The sequence below is a fragment of the Citrobacter sp. RHBSTW-00944 genome (assembly GCF_013615435.1).
In the GTDB taxonomy this organism is placed as follows: Bacteria; Pseudomonadota; Gammaproteobacteria; order Enterobacterales; family Enterobacteriaceae; genus Citrobacter; species Citrobacter braakii.
Genome location: NZ_CP055418.1, coordinates 2,405,641 through 2,429,575, shown reverse-complemented (window position 1 = coordinate 2,429,575; position 23,935 = coordinate 2,405,641). Strand labels below are relative to the sequence as shown.

The following is a 23,935-nucleotide window of genomic DNA, read 5'->3' as shown; positions in this document are numbered from 1 at the left end:
GCAACTGAGAGAATCGCGTAAAACTGTCAGCCGCTCTTTTAGCCACGAAAATAGACAATTATGCTTCAGGACAACCCGCTGCTAGCGCAGCTTAAACAGCAACTGCATTCCCAGACGCCACGTGCTGAAGGGGTGGTAAAAGCCACGGAAAAAGGCTTTGGCTTCCTGGAAGTCGATGCACAAAAAAGCTATTTCATTCCACCGCCGCAGATGAAAAAAGTGATGCATGGCGACCGCATTGTTGCGGTTATCCATACAGAAAAAGATCGTGAATCTGCCGAGCCGGAAGAACTGATCGAACCCTTCCTGACGCGCTTCGTGGGTAAAGTTCAGGGCAAAAATGATCGTCTGTCCATTGTGCCGGATCATCCGTTACTGAAAGAAGCGATCCCTTGCCGTGCCGCCCGCGGCGTTGAGCACGACTTTAAAGAAGGTGACTGGGCCGTCGCTGAAATGCGCCGCCACCCGCTGAAAGGCGATCGCACCTTCTATGCCGAGTTAACCCAATTTATCACTTTTGCTGATGACCACTTTGTCCCGTGGTGGGTCACGCTGGCACGCCATAATCTCGAAAAAGAAGCGCCGGACGGTGTGGCAACTGAGATGCTGGATGAAGGTCTGGTTCGTCAGGACTTAACCGCCCTCAACTTTGTCACCATCGACAGCGCCAGCACCGAAGATATGGACGATGCGCTGTATGCTGAAGAGCTGGCCGACGGCAAACTGCAATTAACTGTCGCCATTGCTGACCCTACGGCCTGGATTGCAGAAGGCAGCAAGCTGGATAAAACGGCAAAAATTCGCGCGTTTACTAACTATCTGCCGGGGTTCAATATCCCGATGCTACCACGCGAACTGTCTGACGATCTGTGCTCTTTACGCGCGAACGAAGTGCGTCCGGTTCTGGCTTGTCGTATGACCATCACCGCAGATGGCGCGATTGAAGACAACATCACCTTCTTCGCAGCGACGATTGAGTCGAAAGCGAAGCTGGTCTACGACAACGTCTCCGACTGGCTGGAAGATACCGGTGACTGGCAGCCTGCAAACGACGCGATTGCTGAACAAATCCGTCTGCTACACCGTATTTGCCTGAGCCGCGGTGAATGGCGTCATAACCATGCTCTGGTATTTAAAGATCGCCCGGATTACCGTTTTGTTCTTGGTGAAAAAGGTGAAGTCCTGGACATCGTCGCTGAGCCGCGCCGCATCGCAAACCGTATCGTGGAAGAATCCATGATTGCGGCAAACATTTGCGCCGCCCGCGTGCTTCGCGACAAGCTCGGCTTCGGTATTTATAACGTCCATATGGGATTCGACCCGGCCAACGCCGACGCTCTGGCCGCGCTGCTAAAAACCCATGGTATGCACGTTGATGCCGAGGAAGTCCTGACGCTGGAAGGTTTCTGCAAACTGCGCCGCGAGCTGGATGCGCAGCCTTCTGGTTTCCTCGACAGCCGAATTCGCCGCTTCCAGTCTTACGCTGAAATCAGTATCGAGCCAGGGCCGCACTTTGGGCTGGGTCTGGAGGCTTATGCCACCTGGACCTCTCCTATTCGTAAATATGGCGATATGATTAACCACCGCCTGCTTAAGGCCGTCATCAAAGGTGAAACCATCGCCCGCCCTGGGGATGATACCACGGTGCAAATGGCGGAACGTCGTCGCCTGAACCGGATGGCTGAACGTGATGTGGGCGACTGGTTATACGCCCGTTTCCTGAGTGACAAAGCCGGGACCGATACCCGCTTTGCGGCCGAGATAATTGACGTTAGCCGCGGCGGTATGCGCGTACGTTTAGTTGATAATGGTGCAGTCGCATTTATTCCTGCCCCATTCCTGCACGCCGTTCGGGACGAGCTGGTATGCAGCCAGGAAAGCGGCACGGTGCAAATTAAAGGTGAAGTGGTTTACAAAGTCACGGATGTGATTGACGTAACCATCGCCGAAGTTCGCATGGAAACCCGCAGCGTTATCGCGCGTCCAGCCGCGTAACACGTATCAATCCAGCGACCTTTCTCATTTTGTGAAAGGTCGTTTCTTTTCCCCGCCCAAATTCCCACCACCGCACTACACTTCTTTCATTCGGTCAATTTTATTTTTTTACTTTTTTCAGTTCCGCTGGCTTTGCTTTTTACGGATTCTGGATTAAACATAAATATATAAAAAAAACAATACGTTCAGCCATAATCACCACGAATGAATCATGGCTACCCATACTTTTGAGGCTCTATGCGCTTTAAACGGGATAGTACACATGATGAAAGACGTCCGGGAGCTGATTACGTTGTATAGCTATGTGGGCACTCATAACCCCTACTGGCGTTTGTCAGAGGATTGCAACATCCTGCATTTCTCTATCGACGAAGCGTCAGAAGCTGATCAGACCATCGAATTATTACCTGAACAAGCCGATCGCATTCGCGAGATGACGGTGATCACGTCAAGTCTGCTAATGACGTTGCCCATTGAAGATGACGACATTCCCGTGCATCTGGTCGGTCGAAAAATCAATAAGCGCGAATGGGCCGGTAGCGCATCAGCCTGGGATGACACCCCCTCCGTCGCCCGCGATCTGGCCCACGGCCTCTCTTTTGCCGAACAAGTCGTTTCCGAAGCCAATTCCGTTATTGTCATTCTTGACCGCATGGGCAACATTCAGCGGTTTAATCGCCTGTGCGAAGAGTACACCGGCCTCAAAGAACGTGAAGTCATTGGTCAAAGTGTATTCACATTATTTATGAGCCGTCGTGAAGCAGCTGCTTCACGGCGCAATATTGAGGTCTTTTTTCGCGAAGGTAACTCGTATGAGGTTGAACGCTGGGTCAAGACCTGCAAAGGCCAGCGTCTGTTTCTGTTTCGCAATAAATTTGTGCATAACGGTAGCGGCAAGAACGAAATTTTTCTGATCTGTTCCGGGACCGATATCACTGAAGAACGCCGCGCGCAGGAACGACTGCGGGTGTTGGCGAATACCGACTCCATCACTGGATTACCAAACCGCAACGCAATTCATGAACTGATCAGTAATGCGATTGAGAACGCGGGCGATACGCAGGTCGGTATTGCGTACCTCGATCTGGATAACTTCAAAAAGGTAAACGATGCCTACGGGCATATGTTTGGCGATCAGCTACTACAAAGCGTGTCGCTGGCAATCCTCAGTTGCCTCGAAGACAACCAGATCCTGGCGCGGTTTGGCGGCGATGAATTCATTGTTCTTGCCACCGAAACATCCCAGGGCACACTGGAAGCCACCGCATCGCGCATTCTGACACGCCTGCGCCAGCCCTTCCGCATCGGTCTGATTGAAGTCTATACCGGATGCTCTATTGGTATATCCCTCGCACCTCAGCATGGTCAGGACTGCGAGAGCGTCATTCGTAACGCGGATACAGCCATGTACACCGCGAAAGAAGGCGGCCGTGGGCAGTTTTGTGTTTTTTCTCCGGAAATGAATCAGCGGGTATTTGAATATCTGTGGCTGGATACTAATCTGCGTAAGGCACTGGATAACGATCAACTGGTTATCCATTATCAGCCAAAGATAACCTGGCGCGGTGAAGTGCGCAGCCTGGAGGCGCTGGTTCGCTGGCAATCTCCGGAACGCGGCCTCATTCCACCGCTGGAGTTTATATCCTACGCCGAAGAATCGGGGCTCATCGTCCCGCTGGGGCGTTGGGTTATTCTCGACGTTGTGCGCCAGGTCGCGAAATTGCGCGACAAGGGAATAAACCTGCGCGTGGCGGTAAACGTTTCTGCCCGCCAGCTCGCCGACCAGACGCTGTTTACCGCACTTAAGCAGGTACTTCACGAGCTCAACTTTGAGTATTGCCCCATCGATGTTGAATTAACGGAAAGCAGTTTGATAGAAAATGAGCAACTGGCGTTGTCAGTCATTCAGCAGTTTAGCCAGTTAGGAGCGCAAATCCATTTGGATGATTTTGGTACCGGTTATTCGTCGCTGTCTCAACTGGCCCGCTTCCCGCTAGATGCCATTAAACTGGATCAGACCTTTGTCAGAGAGATCCACAAACAATCCATTTCACAATCGCTGGTACGGGCCATAGTTGCGGTAGCGCAGGCGCTCAACCTGCAGGTCATCGCCGAAGGTGTGGAAAGCGCGAAAGAGGATGCGTTTCTGACCAAAAATGGCGTCAATGAACGTCAGGGGTTTTTATTCGCCAAACCAATGCCAGCAGCCGCATTTGAACGTTGGTATCGCCGCCATCTGAGTAAAAAAATGCGCTAATGCAGAGAGAATGAAGGTGATAAATAGCCATAAATGGACATTACATGACGACGCTATCCGCATGTAATCACAGAATATATAATATTCTTCAATCGTTCAGGTTAATACTATTTTTCCCTTCTCTTTTGCCATGAAATTCTGCATCATGAAATTCAAACTCTTTTGCCATTAGGATGACGACCATGTCTGATATCGACGCTCAGCGTCTGGCCGAACGTATTGATACTGTGCTGGATATCCTCGTTGCAGGTGATTACCACTCAGCCATCCACAATCTTGAAATTCTGAAAGCTGAACTGTTAGATACGGTCAAAGAAGATGCCGTATCTTTGGCGAAAAAGCAGAAGGCGCCATGGGAGATCTGATGACAGTGATCTTTTGATGTCGCTGCTATCAGCAAACTGCAGATAATGCAGTTTCCGTTTAATTTCCGATACGATATCGCAATAAAATTAATACTATGAATTCCCGACAACAATCTATTTTGCAGATGGTGACCGATAAAGGTCAGATGAGCGTCGCCGATCTGGCAAAAGTCACCGGTGTCTCCGAAGTGACGATTCGACAGGATCTGAACACGCTGGAAAAACAGAGTTACTTACGCCGAGCCCACGGTTTTGCTGTTTCATTGAACAGCGATGATGTTGAAACGCGCATGATGACCAATTTCACTCTGAAACGTGAACTGGCTGAATTCGCTGCATCTCTGGTCAGTCCAGGCGAATCCGTATTCATTGAGAATGGCAGCAGCAATGCACTTCTGGCCAGAACGCTGGCAGAGCAAAAAGATGTCACCATCATCACCGTGAGCAGCTACATTGCTCATCTGCTCAAAGAAACGCCCTGTGAAGTGATTCTTCTCGGTGGAATTTACCAGAAAAAAAGTGAGAGCATGGTCGGCCCCTTAACTCGCCAGTTTATCCAGCAGGTACACTTCAGTAAGGCCTTTATCGGCATTGACGGCTGGCAGGCTGATACCGGTTTTACCGGACGCGATATGATGCGTTCTGACGTGGTTAACGCGGTGCTGGAAAAAGGCGCAGAAGTTATTGTGTTGACCGACAGCTCAAAATTCGACGCCATTCACCCTTACACGCTGGGTCCATTAGAGCGATTCAGCCGCGTAGTAACGGACTCCAGACTCAGCGCCAGCGTACAAATGCAGCTCGAACATTCAGGATTAATCGTCAATATCATTGATGCCCACGCATAAAATCTTCAGTAGATGGTTTGTCAGCAGACAAATCATCTGCTCTCTGAGAGTTATCTGACAATCCAATTAAGACTTTTTACCTGTCGTTAACAGGATAAAGTCGTAAAATTAATGTTAGCGATATAACAGGAACGAACCTCCAACTTCAGGATAGTGTTTGTAATGACTTCGCTAAACGGTTTCACGGAAATATCTTCGATAGTCTTAATTTGACGCTATCCTTAAAGAACACTGGATTCCGTGAATCAATAATTCAGGAGAAAGTATTATGTTAGTAACGAGCAAAAAAATGACCGCTGCCATTCTGGCGATTACTCTGGCAATGTCGCTGAGTGCCTGCTCTAACTGGTCCAAACGAGATCGTAACACCGCAATCGGTGCTGGTGCAGGAGCAATAGGTGGTGCAGTCCTGACTGACGGCAGCACGCTGGGTACGCTGGGTGGTGCTGCAGTAGGTGGTATTATTGGCCACCAGGTGGGTAAATAATCTACGGTTAAACGGCTCGATATAATAATACGTTTACTTTTTCAGGTCTGTATTATTAAAAAGCCACGGAAATTTTCCGTGGCTTTTTTATTAACCGCCAGCCAGTTTAACTTTCATTCCTTTAGCTTCCAGCAGCGATTTAATCAGGTCGCGTTTATCCCCCTGAATTTCAATCACGCCATCTTTCACTGCTCCACCGCAACCACACTTTTTCTTCAGTTCTGCGGCTAATTTGGTCAGTTCGGCATCGTCTTGATCAATACCGGTAATCAGGCACACGCCCTTCCCTTTGCGACCACTGGTCTGGCGCTGGATACGAACAATGCCATCGCCTTTTGGACGCTCAGGCGCTGTTTTCGGTTCATCAATACGCCCGGAGTCGGTAGAGTAGACCAGACGAGAGTTTGAGTCGTTCATTTACGCACCTCGTTTCAGGGAAGCATTGATCATCTTCAGCGTCTGCGCGGGATCGGCCGACTGGGTAACCGGGCGACCAATCACCATGTAATCCACACCTGCTGACTGCGCCTGTTCCGGTGTCATAATACGACGCTGATCGCCCGCCTCGCTGCCTTCTGGACGAATCCCCGGCGTTACCAGCTTAAATGCCTGGCCCAACGCCTGCTTAAATCGCACCGCTTCCTGAGCTGAGCATACGACACCGTCCAGACCACAATTCTGGGTTAAGCGCGCCAGTCTTTCAGCATAATCCGCAGGTGACAACGTCACGCCGAGATCGGCGAGGTCGCTGGCTTCCATACTGGTCAGAACCGTCACGGCAATCAGTAGCGGCGCGTCCTGGCCAAAAGGCACTAAGGCTTCACGGGCTGCAGTCATCATACGCGCCCCGCCAGAAGCGTGAACGTTAACCATCCAGACGCCAAGTTCGGCAGCAGCGGCAACTGCATGTGCGGTGGTATTGGGAATATCATGAAATTTCAAATCAAGAAAGATGTCAAAACCACGCTGTTGTAGATCGCGAACCAACTGAGGTCCAAAAAGCGTGAACATCTCTTTGCCCACTTTCAAACGGCAATCACGAGGATCAATTCTGTCGACAAAAGCTAATGCTTTATCACGATTAGAATAATCGAGAGCGACAACGACAGGAGAATCGGTAACAGCACGAGAAGAAGATGAAGCAGTAAACGTCATGACCAGACCTTCTTGAGGATGGGCGCCCACGGCGGCGCGAAATGGGTAAACGGCGTGCATTCTACCTGCGGTAATAGAAAATTAACAGGCGCGATTACATTTCTGCCAGGCGAACCGGCAGCGGAGGTTGTGGATGGATCGATTACACACCAACAGTATGTTGTAACTAAAATGAGGTTTTTTTAAAAATTACAGCCCATCAAGTCCGCGAATGGGCTTAATGGTTGACCATGAACGGCAGGATGGACAGTGCCAGTACAGCGTATACGCCGTAAAACCGCACTTCTGGCAGCTGTAACGAGGTTTACTGCGTACCTGCTCTCCGACCATATCGCGCAGAACCATCAGGCTCTCTTTGGCACGCCCTTCTTCTGCTTCGTGGAGATGATAATCCATCAGCTTGTGGAACACGCGCATCGTAGGATGACGTTGCAGCTGACGAGTGATATAGACCTGAGCGGTATCAGCCCCCTCACGCGCCTCAAGAATATCCGCCAGCATCAGTTCGGCGGCGGCACCTGTATTTTCCTCAACGGCCCGACGTAAAAACTCCGCCCACTCATCGTTTTTCCCCAGATGCTGGTAGCAGCTTTGCAGCATTTCCAGCGTTTCGCTGACCAGCTCTTTATCCTGGGAAATGACCCGTTGCAGGCTTTCAACCGCCTTCGCGTAATCACCTTTTTCCATGTACACGCGACCCATCATGATGGATACCCGTGCACTGTTTTTATCTGCCGCGGCGCCTTTTTTCAACAGCGTCATGGCGCGATCCATATCGTCGCTACCCATTTGCTGTAAGGCCAGTTCGCAGTAGAAGTGGGCTATCTCATTACGCTGTTTGTCTTTGCCGAGTTTTACCAGACGCTCTGCTACATCAATGGCTTTTTGCCATTCGCTGGTGGCCTGATAAATTTGCAACAGTTGCTGTAATGCGCCAACCCGAAAATCAGTTTCATCGGTAAGCTGATTGAACATGTCTTCCGCGCGGTCGTACAGTCCCGCGGCCATGTAGTCGCGCCCCAGTTGTTGCACGGCCAGCAAACGCTGCTCGTAGGTCAGCGAGGCACTTTCCATTAACGTTTGATGGATGCGGATTGCGCGATCGACTTCACCGCGAGAGCGGAACAGGTTTCCGAGGGTGAGATGAGCCTCAACGGTGCCTGTGTCCTCTTTTAGCATATCAAGGAACAGATCCACCGCTTTATCTTGTTGATTGCTCAGGAGGAAGTTAACCCCGGCGACATAGTCACGAGAAAGACGGTTAGCTTCATCCTGCTTGGTTTGTTGCGCACTTCTGCGACCCATATACCACCCATAGGCAGCGGCTACAGGTAAAAGCAGAAACAACAACTCCAACATAAATAATTATTCCTTCACAACCGACGAATCGGCAGATACCGCAACGTCGGTCGCAGGCGCAAGCTGGTTTTCCAGTCGTTTGATTTTACGTTCGGCGCGCGCAAGAGACACACGAACCTTCAGCCAGAAAAGGCCGCAAATTAGCCAACCAATCGCAAACCCTGCGGCAAACAATACAGCAAGCAGCGTAGAGATACGATACTCACCCTGAGCCAGCAGGTAATTAAACGTAACCTGTTGATCGTTTTGCGCACCCAATGTCACCGAAATAACAAAAATCGCCAACACCAGTAAGAAAATGAGTAAATATTTCACATTACTTCCCGTTATGTGGTTTGAGCGAATAAATCGTGTCCAACTTACCGCGTTGAGCCCTTTAAATTACCATTTTCACAACGAGTGCGAAACGGAAAAGCGCTTTCCACTTTATGATTTAAGGGCAAAATTTGAAAAATCAATCATCGCTAGCTTTCTTGTTCTCGCTGCGCGATTTCTTTTTCCTCCTGCACTGGTGGGGTTAATGGTCCGCATACCCGCTGTGCAAGCCAGGTTGCCAGCGTCACCAACAGCCACGAAATCAGCGTTGCCACCACCAAATCACGGGGCCAGTGCATGCCTAACAGCAAGCGGCTGCCCATCACGCCGGTCGCCCAGATCAGCAAAAACACAATCGTCAGCGTACGTCTGCGCGGCCATAACAGCCCTACGCCCAGTAAAGCCCAACTGGCGGCAAACATCGTATGTCCGGACGGAAAGGCAAACCCCGTTTCTTTTTGCCAGTGCTTGCGTAAAAACGTTGGAATATCCTGCTGTTCAGCCAATTGTTCTTTGACTAAATGCCCACGATCTTTACGTTTTAAAGTGTAGAACTCATCAACCGGAATATGGTGCGTTTTTTCCAGCCACACGACAAAAGGTCGCGGTTCTTGCACCCTGTCTTTTACCCAGGACTTCACGCCCTGTCCCACTAAAATCGCCGCTGCCAGAATAGCAAACAGCATTACCGCGGCTTTAAGACGAAAACGCAGGCACCACAGAAACCACGCACAAAGCGCAACGTGAGTGATAATTCCCCACGGCTGCGTCACCGTTTCCGTTACCCAGTACAAGGACTTTAACCACCAGACATTGTGCCCCGGCTGCCAGCTCCAGCCTGATACCCATACGGCAACCGGCATGATAAGTAGCAGTCCGGTCCCCACTGCGGTGCGCTTTGCAATAGACAGCATTTCCTCTCCTTTCGTCGATAAGTATCACAATCATAACTGAAAAATTCACACGTCGGGAAAATTGACAATTTTGTGCCATTCCAAAAGCGAATCCGTGGTCGCGATTAGGTGAACGTCGTTGCCTTATGGCAAAATAGTGTAATACAGAACAGAAGCCGACAGGCGAAGGCACGACGAGTGCCAGCATAATCTGGAGAATTACATGCAGCTTAAACGTGTGGCAGAAGCCAAACTGCCAACCCCCTGGGGTGATTTCCTGATGGTGGGATTTGAAGAACTGGCAACCGGACACGATCATGTCGCACTGGTTTTTGGCGATATCACAGGCCAAACACCTGTCCTGGCGCGCGTCCACTCCGAATGTCTGACTGGCGATGCGCTGTTTAGCCTGCGTTGCGATTGCGGTTTCCAGCTTGAAGCGGCCCTCACCCACATTGCTGAAGAAGGGCGTGGCATTCTGCTTTATCACCGTCAGGAAGGACGCAACATTGGCCTGCTCAACAAAATCCGCGCTTACGCGTTGCAAGACCAGGGTTATGATACCGTTGAAGCGAATCATCAGTTGGGATTTGCGGCAGACGAGCGCGATTTCACGCTGTGTGCCGATATGTTCAAGCTGCTGGGCGTGGATGCGGTACGTTTGCTGACCAATAACCCGAAGAAAGTAGAAATCCTGACCGAAGCGGGAATCAATATTGTTGAACGCGTGCCGCTGATCGTGGGCCGTAATCCAAAAAATGAACATTATCTGGACACCAAAGCCGCCAAGATGGGACATTTGCTGGGCAAATAATCGTTGTCACCGCCTATCAAAAAGCCTGCTCTCGCAGGCTTTTTTTAATTTTAATTCAACATATTACGAATCACGTAGTGCAGAATGCCGTCGTTTTGGTAATACGTTAGCTCCGTCGCGGTATCAATGCGACAGCGGCATAGAATCACCTCTTTACGCCCATCTGCGCGTACCATACTCACCGGAACTGTCGCCCCCGGTTTAATGTGTTGTAGGTCCGTAATATCGATCGCCTCCTCACCGGTTAATCCCAGCGTTTTACGCGTGACGCCCTGCGGGAATTCCAGCGGTAAAATGCCCATGCCAATCAGGTTAGAACGGTGAATTCGCTCAAAAGACTCTGCGATAACCACGCGAACGCCCAGCAAACGTGGGCCTTTCGCCGCCCAGTCGCGGCTGGAGCCGGATCCATACTCTTTCCCGGCAATCACTGCCAGAGGCACGTTCTCCTGCTGGTATTGCATGGCCGCATCATAAATAGCCACCACTTCGGTTCCCGGCAAATGACGCGTCATACCACCTTCCACGCCGGGTACCATCTCATTGCGAATACGAATATTGGCAAAGGTACCACGCATCATCACTTCATGATTCCCGCGTCGTGAACCGTAAGAGTTAAAATCTTTACGCTCAACGCCATGGCTTTGCAGATAGCGCCCCGCCGGGCTGTCTGGCTTAATACTGCCGGCAGGAGAAATATGGTCGGTGGTAACAGAATCTCCGAGCATCGCCAGAATACGCGCACCGTGAATGTCCTGAACCGGATCCGGCGTAGCCTGCATACCATCGAAGAACGGTGACAAACGGATATAAGTCGAGTCAGACTGCCAGCCATAGGTATCAGCGCGATCAACCTGGATTGCTTTCCATTCTGGCGTGCCTTCAAAGACTTCAGCATACTCTTTATGGAACATGGCTGTAGAGACCTGCTCAACGGCGCGGGCAATTTCCTTGGCTGTCGGCCAAATATCTTTCAGATAAACGGGATCGCCTTTTCTGTCATGGCCTAACGGATCTTTCGTCAGATTGATATTCATATTCCCCGCCAGCGCGTAGGCCACCACCAGCGGCGGAGACGCCAGCCAGTTGGTCTTCACGAGCGGATGGATACGACCTTCAAAGTTACGGTTTCCTGAAAGCACTGCCCCAACCGTAAGATCGCCTTTTTTGATGGCTGTTTCGATAGGATCGGGTAAGGGTCCAGAGTTGCCAATACAGGTGGTACAGCCATAACCCACAAGATTAAATCCCAGCTCATCAAGGTACGGAGTGAACCCAGCCTTTGCCAGATAATCGGAAACCACCTTCGATCCTGGCGCCAACGAGGCTTTCACCCATGGCTGACGTTTCAAACCAAGCGTTACGGCTTTTTTCGCCAGCAGCCCCGCCGCCATCAATACGCTTGGGTTTGAGGTGTTGGTACAAGAGGTGATAGCGGCTATCACCACCGCACCGTCCGGCAGCTTATACTGCTGACCGCTCATGGTATAGTCCACTGGCTGACGGTCTTTCAGCGAGCTATTCACCTCGAGTTCATTACTCGCCGAAAAGGCTTTCGGCACATCAGCCAGCGCCACCCGATCCTGCGGACGCTTCGGTCCAGCAAGGCTTGCCTCTACGCTGCCCATATCCAGCGCCAACGAACTGGTAAACACAGGTTCATCCCCTGGGTTACGCCACATTCCCTGCGCTTTGGCATAGGCATTGACCAACTCAACCTGTTCCTCACTGCGCCCGCTCAGACGCATATACTCAAGGGTAATGTCATCGATCGGGAAGAAACCGCAGGTTGCGCCGTATTCCGGTGCCATGTTCGCAATGGTTGCTCGATCGGCCAGAGGTAGGGTGTCCAGCCCATCACCGTAGAATTCAACGAATTTACCGACGACACCGTGCTTACGCAGCATCTGGGTGACGGTCAGAACCAGGTCGGTGGCAGTGATGCCTTCCTGCAGTTTACCCACCAGTTTAAAGCCCACAACATCCGGGATCAGCATTGAGACCGGTTGACCCAGCATTGCCGCTTCAGCTTCAATGCCTCCAACGCCCCAGCCCAGCACACCGAGACCATTAATCATCGTGGTATGGGAATCGGTACCGACCAGTGTATCGGGATAAGCCACCCACTCACCGTCCTGTAACTCGCTCCAGACAGCTTTGCCAAGATATTCAAGGTTAACCTGGTGGCAAATCCCCGTACCCGGCGGTACAACGCTGAAGCGACTAAATGCCTGCTGTCCCCATTTCAGGAACACATAACGTTCATGGTTACGTTCCATTTCCAGGCGCACGTTTTCTTCGAAAGCATCATCATCACCGAAACGATCCACCGTTACCGAGTGGTCAATGACAAGATCCACTGGCGAAAGCGGATTCACTTTTGCCGTATCCCCACCCAGACGTTTCACCGCTTCGCGCATGGCGGCGAGATCGACCACCGCCGGCACGCCGGTAAAATCCTGCATCAGAACACGAGCAGGTCGATAGGCAATTTCTCGATCGGCATGAGCGGTCTTCAGCCAATGCGCAAGCGCATGAATATCATCTTCGGTAACGGAATTACCGTCCTGCCAGCGAAGCAGGTTTTCCAGCAAAACTTTTAGCGATTTCGGTAAACGGGTGATATCACCCAGTGATTTAGCGGCCAGCGGCAGACTGTAGTAACGGTAGGTTTTATCTTTAACCTGCAATGTGTCCTTACTGGCTTCTCGTAGGGTCGACGACATAGCTCCTCCTTAATGACAGGGTTGGATCCCCTGATTTTCCTCAGGGTTAGTATTAAAGATAACACAAACAAAATGTAACGCTTTGATAACAACTCAAATTGATAAAAGTGGAGGGCTACAAAAGGGGCAACTGAAGTATCTGGCGAGGAGAAAGGTTTAAGCGGTCAAGGTTAATACGGTGATAAACATCGCTCATCACGATTGCCCGGAATAAAATATTTGCAGTACAAGACAACGGACTAATAATAATTATAAAATTCGTATCAATTATTGTTTCTGTTCATCATCATCCGCAAACAGATCGATAAACGCCCGTTGTTCAGGAGAGAGTTTCCAGGTCGCTGGAATATTCGGCTTATTCTCTGCGCTGCGTTGACCCTCTTGTTCATGGTCATCCGGAGATGGCATCACGGTGGAGCGTTGTTCCAGTGTGGACATGACCTACCCCCACACATTCCAGGCCACGAGCGCGACAATAATCCAGAACACGGCAGAGCCAAGAAACACAGCGAACCAGGCTTTACGTTTCATGACGGGATCCCGGCGTGCTGGCTGGTTTCCTGAAGGCATCGCTAACCTCATACTATCGAAATCACTTATCATTTAAGCACCAAACAATCGGTACAATTAATCATCAGATAGGAGGAATCCTAATAAAAAAGGTCAAAAAAAGCCAGTTAATTTTCATACTCGACCTGATAAATAAATTAATTATTTGATCGGTTATAAATATTTGAGAGGGATTTTTGGCGACCTTACTAATTTGAAACTACTTTAGCAAGTGTTTACCATAAACAATATATGGTTAATATATAGATGAAAAATATTGAATAGATTCAGACTCTGCCGTCGGTATCGCTTTATGTTTGAGGATACCGACGAGGTAACAGCCGTTATTATTTCTCGGGCAATTTAATATCTTTAAACATGGCTTCAATATCGTCGTTGGAACGTAGCGCCACCGCCGTATCCACCACATCACGCGTCAGATGCGGCGCGAAACGTTGAATAAAATCATACATGTAACTGCGTAAAAAAGTGCTGCGACGAAAACCAATCTTGGTGGTGCTATGGCTGAAGATATCATGGGCATCAACGCGCACCAGGTCAGGGTCGGAGACAGGATCAACCGCCATACTGGCAATTACCCCCACGCCGAGGCCCAGGCGTACATAGGTCTTAATGACATCGGCATCGGTCGCGGTAAAAACTATACGCGGCTCCAGACCCGCACGGTTGAACGCGGTGTCCAGTTCCGAACGTCCGGTAAATCCAAACGTGTAGGTCACCAGCGGATACTGCGCCAGTTCTTCAATGGATACGGCGGATTTGCCCGCCAACGGATGGTCTGGCGTAACGACAATCGAACGGTTCCAGTGGTAGCAAGGCAGCATCACCAGATCGTCATACAGGTGCAGGGCTTCCGTCGCGATAGCAAAATCTGCATTCCCTTTCGAGACGGCTTCGGCGATTTGCGTCGGCGATCCCTGGTGCATATGCAATGAGACGCGAGGATAACGCTCAATAAAGCCTTTAATGACGTTCGGCAAAGCGTAACGCGCCTGAGTGTGCGTGGTGGCGATATACAGTGAGCCTTTGTCCGGCCAGGTATGTTCGCCAGCAACGGACTTAATGGCGTCCACCTTCGACAAAACTTCTCGCGCGATTCGAATGACTTCCTGCCCCGCTGGCGTAACCTGGGTCAGGTGCTTACCGCTACGGGCAAAAATCTGGATGCCAAGTTCATCTTCCAGCATACGAACTTGCTTACTGATACCTGGCTGCGAGGTATAAAGCCCTTCCGCCGTTGAGGAGACATTAAGGTTGTGGTTCACCACCTCAACAATGTAGCGAAGCTGCTGTAATTTCATGTTAAGCCATCCCGATTTGCGCCATCAAATCATCGTTTCAGAGCAGGCTCGTTGGCGCTGCTAATACGATTTAATAATAAAAAGTGTGTTAACTATAACCACTATATCATTTCTATGTGAGCTGTATAGGGATGACAAAAAATAATACGCCAGAAACAAAAAGGGCCGCTTACGCGACCCTTTGAGGAGAAATTCAGCCGGAATGCTGTTATTTCTTCCCTTCTACCCATTTACCGTCAACGAAGAACGCGGACCAGCCGGTCGCCTTACCGTCTTTCTCCGCAGCAACGTATTGCTGCTTGGTTTTACGGCTGAAACGAACCATCGACTTGTTGCCGTCCGGGTCAGTCTGCGGCGCATCTGCCAAATAGCGCAGTTTTTCCGGCAGACGATCGCGGAAGCGGTACAACTCTTCAACCAGCGGCGCACGTGTCTCACGTGATTTCGGGAACGTATTTGCCGCCAGGAAGATACCTGCAGCACCATCACGTAACACGAAATACGCATCAGATTTTTCACACGGCAGTTCTGGCAACGGAACCGGATCCTCTTTCGGTGGAGCAACTTCACCGTTACGCAGGATCTTACGGGTATTTTTGCACTCGTCGTTGGTACACGCCATGTACTTGCCGAAACGTCCCATTTTCAGGTGCATTTCAGAGCCACATTTCTCGCACTCAACGATAGGACCGTCATAACCCTTGATGCGGAATTCGCCTTCTTCGATCTCATAGCCGTCGCAGGTAGGGTTATTACCACATACATGCAGCTTGCGCTTAGGATCGATAAGGTAGCTGTCCATCGCCGTGCCGCACTTCTGGCAGCGACGTTTGGCGCGCAAAGCGTTGGTTTCCGCATCGTCGCCTTCCAGCACGTTCAGCACTTCGTTTTCCGGCACCAGGTTAATGGTGGTTTTGCAACGCTCTTTCGGGGAAAGCGCATAGCCAGAACAACCCAGGAAAACGCCAGTGCTGGCGGTACGAATACCCATCTTGCGCCCGCAGGTTGGGCAATCAATGCTGGTCAGCACCATCTGGTTCGGACGCATACCGCCCTCTTCAGGATCTTTCTCGGCTTTATCCAGTTGCTGAGTAAAATCAGTGAAGAAGTTGTCGAGTACGCCCTTCCATTCGGCTTCGTGATTTGCCACCTGGTCGAGACTGTCTTCCATCTGCGCGGTAAAGTCGTAGTTCATCAGTTCGCGGAAGTTTTCTTCCAGACGATCGGTGACGATTTCACCCATTTTTTCAGCGTAGAAGCGACGGTTCTCAACGCGAACATAACCGCGATCCTGAATCGTAGAAATGATCGACGCATACGTGGATGGACGACCAATACCACGTTTTTCAAGCTCTTTAACCAGCGAAGCTTCACTGAATCGCGCAGGCGGTTTGGTAAAGTGCTGAGCAGGTGTCAGTTCGATGAGCGTCAACGTATCGCCTTTATCCACCGCAGGTAAAATGCGGTCTTCATCGCCCTTACGCAGCGCAGGCATCACTTTCGTCCAGCCATCGAAGCGCAGAATACGACCACGCGCCTTCAGACGGAAATCACCCGCGCCCACCGTCAGCGTGGTGGAATCATATTTAGCAGGCGTCATCTGACAGGCAACAAACTGGCGCCAGATCAGCTGATACAGTTTTTGCGCATCGGCTTCCATATCTTTCAGCGATTCCGCCTGCACGGCGACATCGGAAGGACGGATAGCTTCGTGCGCTTCCTGCGAGTTCTCTTTGCTGGCGTACTGGTTCGCGCTCTCCGGCAGATACTTTTTGCCGAAATTATCGCTGATGTAATCGCGAACCATGTTCACCGCATCCTGGCTCAGGTTGGTTGAGTCAGTACGCATATAAGTGATGTAGCCCGCTTCATACAAGCGCTGCGCCATCATCATGGTTTTCTTCACGCCGAAGCCCAGACGCGTGCTGGCGGCCTGCTGTAGCGTGGAGGTGATGAACGGCGCACCCGGCTTGCTGCTGGTCGGCTTATCTTCACGTTCCAGAACGCTGTAGCGCGCTTTTTCCAACAGGCTAACGGCGGCAAGCGTTTGTTCCCGGTTGACCGGACGGAACGGTTTATCATTCTGATGCGTCACCTCAAGCGGTAACGCGTCACCGCCTGGCGTCGTCGTGTTAGCATCAATTTCCCAGAACTCTTCAGGAACGAATGCTTTGATTTCGCGTTCACGCTCAACCACCAGACGCACGGCAACCGACTGTACGCGGCCTGCTGACAGGCCTCGCGCAATTTTTTTCCACAGCAGCGGCGACACCATATAGCCCACAACACGGTCCATAAAGCGGCGCGCCTGTTGCGCATTGACGCGGTCGATGTTCAGCTCGCCCGGCTTTTCAAACGCCTGACGAATAGCGTTTTTGGTAATTTCGTTAAACACCACGCGACTGTAGCGGGTGTCGTCGCCGCCGATCACTTCCCGCAGGTGCCACGCAATGGCTTCCCCTTCGCGGTCAAGGTCGGTTGCGAGATAGATGTGGTCGGCTTTTTCAGCCAGTTGCTTCAGTTCAGAAACAACTTTTTCTTTCCCGGGCAGCACTTCATAGCGCGCATCCCAGTTGTGCCACGGGTCAACACCCATACGATTGACGAGAGCGCCACGTTCATCCTTTTTGGGCTTTTTAGCCGTTTTGGTGGAGGTTGAGTCGGCGCTCTTTTTAGTTGCTGAGCCACTGGTCGGCAAATCACGGATATGACCGACGCTGGATTTCACCACGTAGTCATTACCCAGATACTTGTTGATCGTTTTGGCTTTTGCCGGGGACTCAACGATGACAAGAGCTTTACCCATATTCACCTTTACCTAATTTGATTCTTCCAGAATGCGTCGCACGTTGATTCACCTTCCACTGGCGACGAGACATCGATATGGTCTCTGCGTCGGCGGATATCAACCCTTAAACTGATTCGCGCTTGTAATGTAACTCTCATGTAACTGAGTTAACAGGCTTTTTCGCTCACAAACGCTATAGCACGACGGAGTATTGGTCGAATGTCAAGCAAATCTGTTGCCAGATTGACGAAAGCGTCACACTGTACCTGATAAAATGCGTTACGCAACTTTATTAGCATGCAAAAACAAATCTCGCCACTTGCAACACTGTCGTAAGACCTTCATTTAAGTCAGGGAATATTTGCCCATAAGCCGGGCTCGGCGTAGACTAATGTCCTTGTTTAAGGAGTAAATAATGCATAAAGACACTCAACCCATCGATCGCGAAACACTGCTGATTGAAGCCAACAAAATCATTCGTGAGCATGAGGACACGCTGGCGGGGATTGTCGCCACCGGCGTAACGCAGCGAAATGGCGTGCTGGTTTTCAGCGGAGATTACTTTTTAGACGAGCAAGGGCTACCGACGCCCAAAAGTACGGCGGTGTTTAATATGTTTAAACATCTGGCGCACGTACTTTCTGAAAAGTATCACTTGATCGATTAACACGAGAAATGATTTGCCGGATGACGGCTGCGCCTCATCCGGCAATTGCAATTTTACATCAGCGGTTTTTGCCCCCGCTGCCACCAGCGCATCAGTAAACGATCGGCGCTCTCGGCGGCACTGCCGGTAAAACGGTCCATCAGTTTTTTACGCTGCAGATAACGTACGTTCAATACGTCACGACCGTCCATCAGTCCGAGGATCACCTCATCACTGGTATTGATCTCATCCACCAGCCCGTTGGCCAGCGCCTGTTGACCAAACCAGTGTTCACCCGTGGCAACCTGCTCAATGTCCAGAGCCGGACGCATGCGCTGTACAAAATCTTTAAACAGATGATGGGTTTCGTTCAGGTCTTCGCGGAATTTCTGCCGCCCTTCTTCCGTGTTTTCACCAAGTAAGGTCAGCGTACGCTTGTACTGTCCGGCGGTGTGCAGTTCGATATCAATATCTTTCCCTTTCAGGAAGCGGTGAAAGTTCGGGATCTGTGCCACAACGCCAATAGAGCCGACAATAGCAAACGGCGCCGAGACAATTTTATCCGCCACGCAAGCCATCATATATCCGCCGCTCGCAGCGACTTTATCTACCGTAACGGTCAGCGGGATCTGCTTATCGCGCAGACGTTGTAACTGGGACGCGGCCAGGCCATAGCCGTGTACTACACCGCCCGGACTTTCCAGACGAACCACGACCTGATCCTGGGGTTTAACGACCGCCAGCACTGCCGTCACCTCTTCGCGTAATGCGCTGACCTCATGGGCATCCATACTGCCTTTAAAATCAAGTACCCATACCCGTGGTTTATCAGATGACGTACTGTCTCCCAGTTTCGCTTTTGCCTTAGCGGCCTTCGCCTCAAGCTTGTGTTTCTTTTTCTGCGCCTTATGCCAGAATTTTTGCTGATGTCCATCCAATAAGGCCAGCGACAGGTCTTCTTTCATCTCTTTATATTGATCGCTGAGATTAATGACCCGCAATTCCCCACGCTGACGTTTGCGTTGTGTCGCGTTTACGATCAGCATAACTACCACCGCAATAGCCACCACGACAGTGACAATTTTTGCCAAAAACAACCCATATTCAGACAACAATTCCACGTGACCCACCTTGGTTAAACAACGCTACTTTCGCTCAGTGTACAACAGCCTTGTTAACCCGTCTTGCTTCATCCATTCAGTAAAAAGCATGACAACGCGTTCATTTTGCGGTGTTATTGCCTTTGGCTGATTGAAAAAGAACAGGGTTTAAGGCATAAAGCCCAAAAGTTATCGCGAACGAGATGGCCAGGACGTCGCCGAGGAGTAGCCGTGCATTATCAACCGAAACAAGATCTTCTACAGGACCGCATTATTCTGGTCACCGGTGCCAGCGATGGTATCGGGCGTGAAGCCGCACAGACCTACGCGCGTTACGGCGCGACCGTGATTCTGTTAGGGCGTAACGAAGAAAAACTGCGTCAGGTTGCCCACTCCATCGCCGAAGAAAAAGGTACGCAACCACACTGGTTCACGCTGGATCTGCTCACCTGTACGTCTGACGAATGCCACCAGCTCGCACAGCGCATTGCCGCGCATTTCCCGCGTCTGGATGGCGTACTGCATAATGCCGGATTGCTCGGTGACATTTGCCCGATGAGCGAGCAAAACCCGCAGGTATGGCAGGACGTGATGCAGGTAAACGTGAACGCCACCTTTATGCTGACTCAGGCATTGCTGCCGTTGTTGCTCAAATCCGATGCCGGATCGCTGGTCTTTACCTCCTCCAGCGTCGGTCGCCAGGGGCGCGCCAACTGGGGGGCATACGCCACCTCCAAATTTGCTACCGAAGGAATGATGCAGGTTCTGGCTGATGAATATCAGAACCGCCACCTGCGCGTAAACTGTATCAATCCAGGTGGAACGCGTACCGGCATGCGAGCCAGCGCGTTCCCGACGGAAGATCCGCAAAAATTGAAAACCCCCGCCGATATTATGCCGCTGTACCTGTGGCTGATGGGCGATGACAGCCGCCGTAAAACCGGTATGACTTTCGATGCCCAGCCGGGCCGTAAACCAGGAATCGCCCAATGAGTGAAGAACGCTATCAGCAGCGCCAGCAGCGCGTAAAAGACCGGGTTGACGCCCGTGTTGCCGCCGCCATAGACGAGCGCGGGATTATTATTGTGTTCACCGGAAATGGTAAGGGTAAAACCACCGCCGCGTTCGGTACCGCCACGCGCGCAGTAGGCCACGGTAAAAAAGTCGGCGTAGTGCAATTTATTAAGGGGACGTGGCCAAACGGTGAACGTAACTTACTCGAACCCCACGGCGTTGAGTTTCAGGTCATGGCGACAGGATTTACCTGGGAAACGCAGAACCGCGAGTCCGACACCGCAGCCTGCATGGCCGTATGGGAACACGGCAAGCGGATGCTGGCCGACGCAGAGCTGGATATGGTGATACTGGACGAGCTGACCTACATGGTTGCATACGACTATCTGCCGCTCGACGAGGTCATCAATGCCCTAAACGCGCGCCCTGCCCATCAAACGGTTATTATCACCGGTCGTGGATGTCATCGCGATATTCTGGAGTTAGCGGATACGGTCAGCGAACTGCGGCCGGTTAAGCACGCCTTTGAAGCGGGTGTGAAAGCCCAGATGGGGATCGATTACTGACAGTAGGCCGGATAAGGCGCTTACGCCGCATCCGGCTCCACGCTAACGCCTGATGGCGCGTTGCTTATCAGGCCTACTCATGATTAACCGTTGTTGCTGCGACCGCCCGGACGACGGCTGCCGCCAACCTGAGAGTGGCGCTTCACCGCACGGCGGATCTGGTTTGCCTTCATACGGCGACGATCTTTCTCGACGGCAACTTTAGAGGTGGTTTCCGGCTTCAGTTCCACCAGTTCACGCAAATAGTTGGTCTGCGCGAGGTCAAGTTCCGTCCAGCCGCCACGCGGCAGGCCCTTCGGCAGTGGGATATCACCGTAACGTACACGGATAAGACGACTTACCTGCACGCCCACGGCTTCCCACAGGCGACGGACTTCACGGTTACGCCCTTCGGTCAACGTGACGTTATACCACTGGTTGATCCCTTCACCGCCGCTGAACTTGATCGTTTTAAATGCAGCCGGACCATCTTCCAGCTGCACGCCACGACTCAGATCGCGCAGTTTCGCGTCATCAACCTGACCAAACACACGCACCGCATATTCACGTTCAACTTCGCGGCTTGGGTGCATCAGACGGTTCGCCAGTTCGCCATCGGTGGTAAACAGCAGTAAACCACAGGTATTCACGTCCAGACGTCCCACGGCAATCCAGCGCGCATCGCGCAGTTTTGGCAGACGATCAAACACGGTCGGACGACCTTCCGGGTCGTTACGGGTACACAGTTCACCTTCTGGCTTGTAATAAGCCAGAACACGGCAGATTTGCTCCGCAGATTCTTTCACCGAAATCAGATGACCGTCGATACGGATTTTCAGACCCGGCGTAACTTCAACGCGATCGCCGAGCGTGGCAATTTTGCCATCAACGCTCACGCGACCCGCGGCAATTATGGATTCAATTTCACGGCGAGAACCGTGGCCAGCGCGCGCCAGCACTTTTTGTAACTTTTCGCTCATAGAGCTTCCTTTAGATGTCGCCTTCACAGGCGTCGAACAGGAGAATCAACGGCGCTAGTCAGCGCCATTTTAAGGCCGCGTAGTATAGCGGTTCGCGCCCTTATAAGAAAGGTTTAACGTCGCCGACGCCTTCGCGCAATACCACCGGGGAATCATCGGTTAAATCGATGACCGTGGTTGGCTGCTGGCCGAGATATCCACCGTGGATAATCAAATCCACCACTTTCTCCAGACGATCTTTGATTTCTTCCGGATCTGACTCGGTAAATTCGCTGCCCGGCAGCATCAGTGATGTAGAGAGCATAGGCTCGCCCAGCGCTTCCAGCAGCGCCAGCGCAATCGGATTCGAGGGTACACGCAAGCCGATGGTCTTACGTTTTTCCTGCAACAGTCGACGTGGTACTTCTTTCGTCCCCTTCAGGATGAACGTGTAGTTACCCGGCGTGTTGTTTTTAATTAAACGGAAGGCCACGTTGTCGACAAACGAATAGGTCGACAGTTCGGACAGGTCACGACACATCAGCGTAAAGTTGTGTCCGTCCGGCAGGTGACGGATGCGACAAATGCGCTCCATGGCGCCTTTATCTTCAATTTTGCAACCCAACGCATAGCCGGAATCAGTTGGATAGACGATCACCCCTCCTTTACGCACGATTTCAACGGCCTGATTGATCAGGCGCTGCTGTGGGTTTTCGGGATGAATATAAAAAAACTGGCTCATACTTTCCTCTCTGTGGTCTCGGGCTGTTCCCAAAGTTGCCAGACGCCTTCTACGCCTGCGGGCAACCAGAGTTTACGACCCAGCTCAATCCATGGGCAGGGTAGATGAAAATCAGACCCTTGCGATGCCCACAGTTGATGCTGACGCGCAAGCGTCGCCAGATGGGTACGTTCATTGGGAGACTGCTGGCACTGTGCCACTTCCATCGCGTCGCCGTGATGTTCAGCAAAATGCGCAACCAGTCTTTTCAGCCACTTAGCGCTAAGATCGTACCGCCCAGGATGAGCCAGAACTGCCTTACCGCCAGAATGATGAATGACATCAATAGCTTGTTCTATTGTACACCACTGTGGCGGAACGTAACCGGTTTTCCCACGAGCAAGATATTTTTTAAAGACATCCGCCATGGTTGTGGCTTTTCCGCATTCCACCAGAAAACGCGCAAAATGCCCCCGAGTGATCGCCCCGCCATCAGCCAGGCGTAATGCCCCTTCCCACGCGCCGGGAATATGCGCTTTGTCGAGTCGTTCAGCAATCAGGCGCGCGCGCTGCTGACGACGTTCCGTTTGCTGCGCCAGAAATTCGCACATCATTGGATGGGCGATATCAATGTTCAGACCCACGATATGGATCTCATGGTTTTCCCAGACTGTTGATATCTCGACGCCAGGGATCAAATTTAACGCTAAACCCGCACGTGAAATTTCCTCTCTTGCCGCCGCAATACCCGCCGTGGTGTCATGATCGGTGATAGCCAGTGTACCGACTCGCATCTCTACCGCACGGTGTACTAAGGCTTCTGGCGTTAATCGCCCATCGGAGGCTGTAGTATGACTGTGCAGGTCATAAATCACTGCGTAATTCGTGTCGCTCAATGCGGCTCCCGTTTCACTAAATGTCTTAACCCGCCCATCATAGCGGTTTAGACAAATATACTGAAATCAGGTGTTGACTTTATTCCATTGAACTAGTTAACTAGTACGCAAGTTCACATGAAGAAGGTATCTGAGATGAAAGCAACATTTGTTCTGCACGGTTGGTGGCGCACTTCCTGAT

24 protein-coding genes and 1 other annotated feature (1 of these 25 cut by a window edge) are annotated in these 23,935 nt (G+C 51.3%); of the genes, 10 read left to right on the top strand and 14 right to left on the bottom strand.

What is annotated here, in order from left to right; genetic code table 11:
• Positions 1-60: 60 nt before the first annotated feature.
• The 5 genes from HV334_RS11695 (at position 61) to osmB (ending at position 5,952) form a co-directional block, all read left to right on the top strand.
• Complete coding sequence (locus HV334_RS11695) at positions 61-1,995, top strand: exoribonuclease II (RefSeq protein ID WP_181221758.1); 1,935 nt, start codon at positions 61-63, stop codon at positions 1,993-1,995.
• Positions 1,996-2,260: 265 nt separating this feature from the next.
• Complete coding sequence (gene pdeR, locus HV334_RS11690; RefSeq protein ID WP_181221888.1) at positions 2,261-4,252, top strand: cyclic di-GMP phosphodiesterase; 1,992 nt, start codon at positions 2,261-2,263, stop codon at positions 4,250-4,252.
• A 182-nt stretch (positions 4,253-4,434) separates the two neighbouring features.
• The gene (locus HV334_RS11685; protein ID WP_181221757.1) at positions 4,435-4,617 is read left to right on the top strand and encodes a hypothetical protein; all 183 of its coding nucleotides are present in this window, start codon (positions 4,435-4,437) and stop codon (positions 4,615-4,617) included.
• A gap of 95 nt (positions 4,618-4,712) precedes the next feature.
• A complete protein-coding gene (locus HV334_RS11680) occupies positions 4,713-5,465 on the top strand; it encodes a DNA-binding transcriptional regulator YciT (RefSeq protein WP_016153242.1) in 753 nt (250 codons plus the stop codon).
• Between the two features lie 268 nt (positions 5,466-5,733).
• Positions 5,734-5,952: an osmotically-inducible lipoprotein OsmB gene (osmB, locus tag HV334_RS11675; RefSeq protein ID WP_003020583.1), complete on the top strand. Its 219-nt coding sequence runs from the start codon at positions 5,734-5,736 to the stop codon at positions 5,950-5,952.
• Positions 5,953-6,042: 90 nt separating this feature from the next.
• Here osmB and yciH read toward each other — a convergent pair whose 3' ends face one another.
• The 5 genes from yciH to pgpB all read right to left on the bottom strand — a co-directional run bounded on the left by yciH (position 6,043) and on the right by pgpB (position 9,695).
• The gene (yciH, locus tag HV334_RS11670; protein WP_016153243.1) at positions 6,043-6,369 is read right to left on the bottom strand and encodes a stress response translation initiation inhibitor YciH; all 327 of its coding nucleotides are present in this window, start codon (positions 6,367-6,369) and stop codon (positions 6,043-6,045) included.
• Positions 6,370-7,107: an orotidine-5'-phosphate decarboxylase gene (gene pyrF, locus HV334_RS11665; RefSeq protein ID WP_181221887.1), complete on the bottom strand. Its 738-nt coding sequence runs from the start codon at positions 7,105-7,107 to the stop codon at positions 6,370-6,372.
• A 189-nt stretch (positions 7,108-7,296) separates the two neighbouring features.
• Positions 7,297-8,466, bottom strand: coding sequence for a lipopolysaccharide assembly protein LapB (gene lapB / locus HV334_RS11660; RefSeq protein ID WP_047417273.1), 1,170 nt, complete (start codon positions 8,464-8,466; stop codon positions 7,297-7,299).
• 6 nt (positions 8,467-8,472) lie between these two features.
• Positions 8,473-8,781, bottom strand: a complete 309-nt coding sequence (locus HV334_RS11655) for a LapA family protein (RefSeq protein ID WP_006684318.1) — start codon at positions 8,779-8,781, stop codon at positions 8,473-8,475.
• 149 nt (positions 8,782-8,930) lie between these two features.
• Complete coding sequence (pgpB, locus tag HV334_RS11650) at positions 8,931-9,695, bottom strand: phosphatidylglycerophosphatase B (protein ID WP_046275276.1); 765 nt, start codon at positions 9,693-9,695, stop codon at positions 8,931-8,933.
• Positions 9,696-9,897: 202 nt separating this feature from the next.
• Here pgpB and ribA point away from each other — a divergent pair, with 202 nt between their 5' ends.
• Positions 9,898-10,488, top strand: a complete 591-nt coding sequence (gene ribA / locus HV334_RS11645) for a GTP cyclohydrolase II (protein WP_016153247.1) — start codon at positions 9,898-9,900, stop codon at positions 10,486-10,488.
• A gap of 50 nt (positions 10,489-10,538) precedes the next feature.
• Here the strand turns inward: ribA and acnA are convergent, their stop codons facing one another.
• The 5 genes from acnA to topA form a co-directional block, all read right to left on the bottom strand.
• Positions 10,539-13,214 (bottom strand): aconitate hydratase AcnA, encoded by a 2,676-nt coding sequence (acnA, locus tag HV334_RS11640; RefSeq protein ID WP_181221755.1) that lies wholly within the window; start codon positions 13,212-13,214, stop codon positions 10,539-10,541.
• A 267-nt stretch (positions 13,215-13,481) separates the two neighbouring features.
• Positions 13,482-13,652: a hypothetical protein gene (locus tag HV334_RS11635; protein WP_016156649.1), complete on the bottom strand. Its 171-nt coding sequence runs from the start codon at positions 13,650-13,652 to the stop codon at positions 13,482-13,484.
• A 3-nt stretch (positions 13,653-13,655) separates the two neighbouring features.
• Positions 13,656-13,796 (bottom strand): YmiA family putative membrane protein, encoded by a 141-nt coding sequence (locus tag HV334_RS11630; RefSeq protein WP_213238933.1) that lies wholly within the window; start codon positions 13,794-13,796, stop codon positions 13,656-13,658.
• 314 nt (positions 13,797-14,110) lie between these two features.
• A complete protein-coding gene (cysB, locus tag HV334_RS11625) occupies positions 14,111-15,085 on the bottom strand; it encodes an HTH-type transcriptional regulator CysB (protein ID WP_016153251.1) in 975 nt (324 codons plus the stop codon).
• A 208-nt stretch (positions 15,086-15,293) separates the two neighbouring features.
• Positions 15,294-17,891: a type I DNA topoisomerase gene (topA, locus tag HV334_RS11620; RefSeq protein ID WP_016153252.1), complete on the bottom strand. Its 2,598-nt coding sequence runs from the start codon at positions 17,889-17,891 to the stop codon at positions 15,294-15,296.
• A 397-nt stretch (positions 17,892-18,288) separates the two neighbouring features.
• Between topA and HV334_RS11615 the strand changes: the two genes are divergently transcribed.
• A complete protein-coding gene (locus HV334_RS11615; RefSeq protein ID WP_003020616.1) occupies positions 18,289-18,540 on the top strand; it encodes a YciN family protein in 252 nt (83 codons plus the stop codon).
• A gap of 53 nt (positions 18,541-18,593) precedes the next feature.
• Here the strand turns inward: HV334_RS11615 and sohB are convergent, their stop codons facing one another.
• Positions 18,594-19,640: a protease SohB gene (sohB, locus tag HV334_RS11610; protein ID WP_016153253.1), complete on the bottom strand. Its 1,047-nt coding sequence runs from the start codon at positions 19,638-19,640 to the stop codon at positions 18,594-18,596.
• Between the two features lie 210 nt (positions 19,641-19,850).
• Here sohB and HV334_RS11605 point away from each other — a divergent pair, with 210 nt between their 5' ends.
• Complete coding sequence (locus HV334_RS11605) at positions 19,851-20,612, top strand: YciK family oxidoreductase (protein WP_181221753.1); 762 nt, start codon at positions 19,851-19,853, stop codon at positions 20,610-20,612.
• Positions 20,609-21,199, top strand: coding sequence for a cob(I)yrinic acid a,c-diamide adenosyltransferase (gene cobO / locus HV334_RS11600; RefSeq protein WP_016156652.1), 591 nt, complete (start codon positions 20,609-20,611; stop codon positions 21,197-21,199). Before HV334_RS11605 ends, cobO begins: the two co-directional genes overlap by 4 nt.
• Before the next feature lie 83 nt (positions 21,200-21,282).
• On the opposite strand, the gene rluB is transcribed toward cobO, so the two are convergent.
• From rluB to rnm, 3 genes are all read right to left on the bottom strand, one after another.
• Positions 21,283-22,158, bottom strand: coding sequence for a 23S rRNA pseudouridine(2605) synthase RluB (gene rluB, locus HV334_RS11595; RefSeq protein ID WP_006684306.1), 876 nt, complete (start codon positions 22,156-22,158; stop codon positions 21,283-21,285).
• Positions 22,159-22,258: 100 nt separating this feature from the next.
• A complete protein-coding gene (locus HV334_RS11590) occupies positions 22,259-22,879 on the bottom strand; it encodes an L-threonylcarbamoyladenylate synthase (protein WP_016153256.1) in 621 nt (206 codons plus the stop codon).
• Positions 22,876-23,754: an RNase AM gene (rnm, locus tag HV334_RS11585; RefSeq protein ID WP_029139558.1), complete on the bottom strand. Its 879-nt coding sequence runs from the start codon at positions 23,752-23,754 to the stop codon at positions 22,876-22,878. The genes HV334_RS11590 and rnm overlap by 4 nt, the downstream gene beginning before the upstream one ends.
• Positions 23,755-23,889: 135 nt before the next feature.
• Between rnm and trpL the strand changes: the two genes are divergently transcribed.
• A complete protein-coding gene (gene trpL, locus HV334_RS11580; RefSeq protein WP_012905981.1) occupies positions 23,890-23,934 on the top strand; it encodes a trp operon leader peptide in 45 nt (14 codons plus the stop codon).
• Positions 23,911-23,935: a sequence feature (Trp leader region), on the top strand; it runs 70 nt beyond the window's last position. (Overlaps the previous gene by 24 nt.)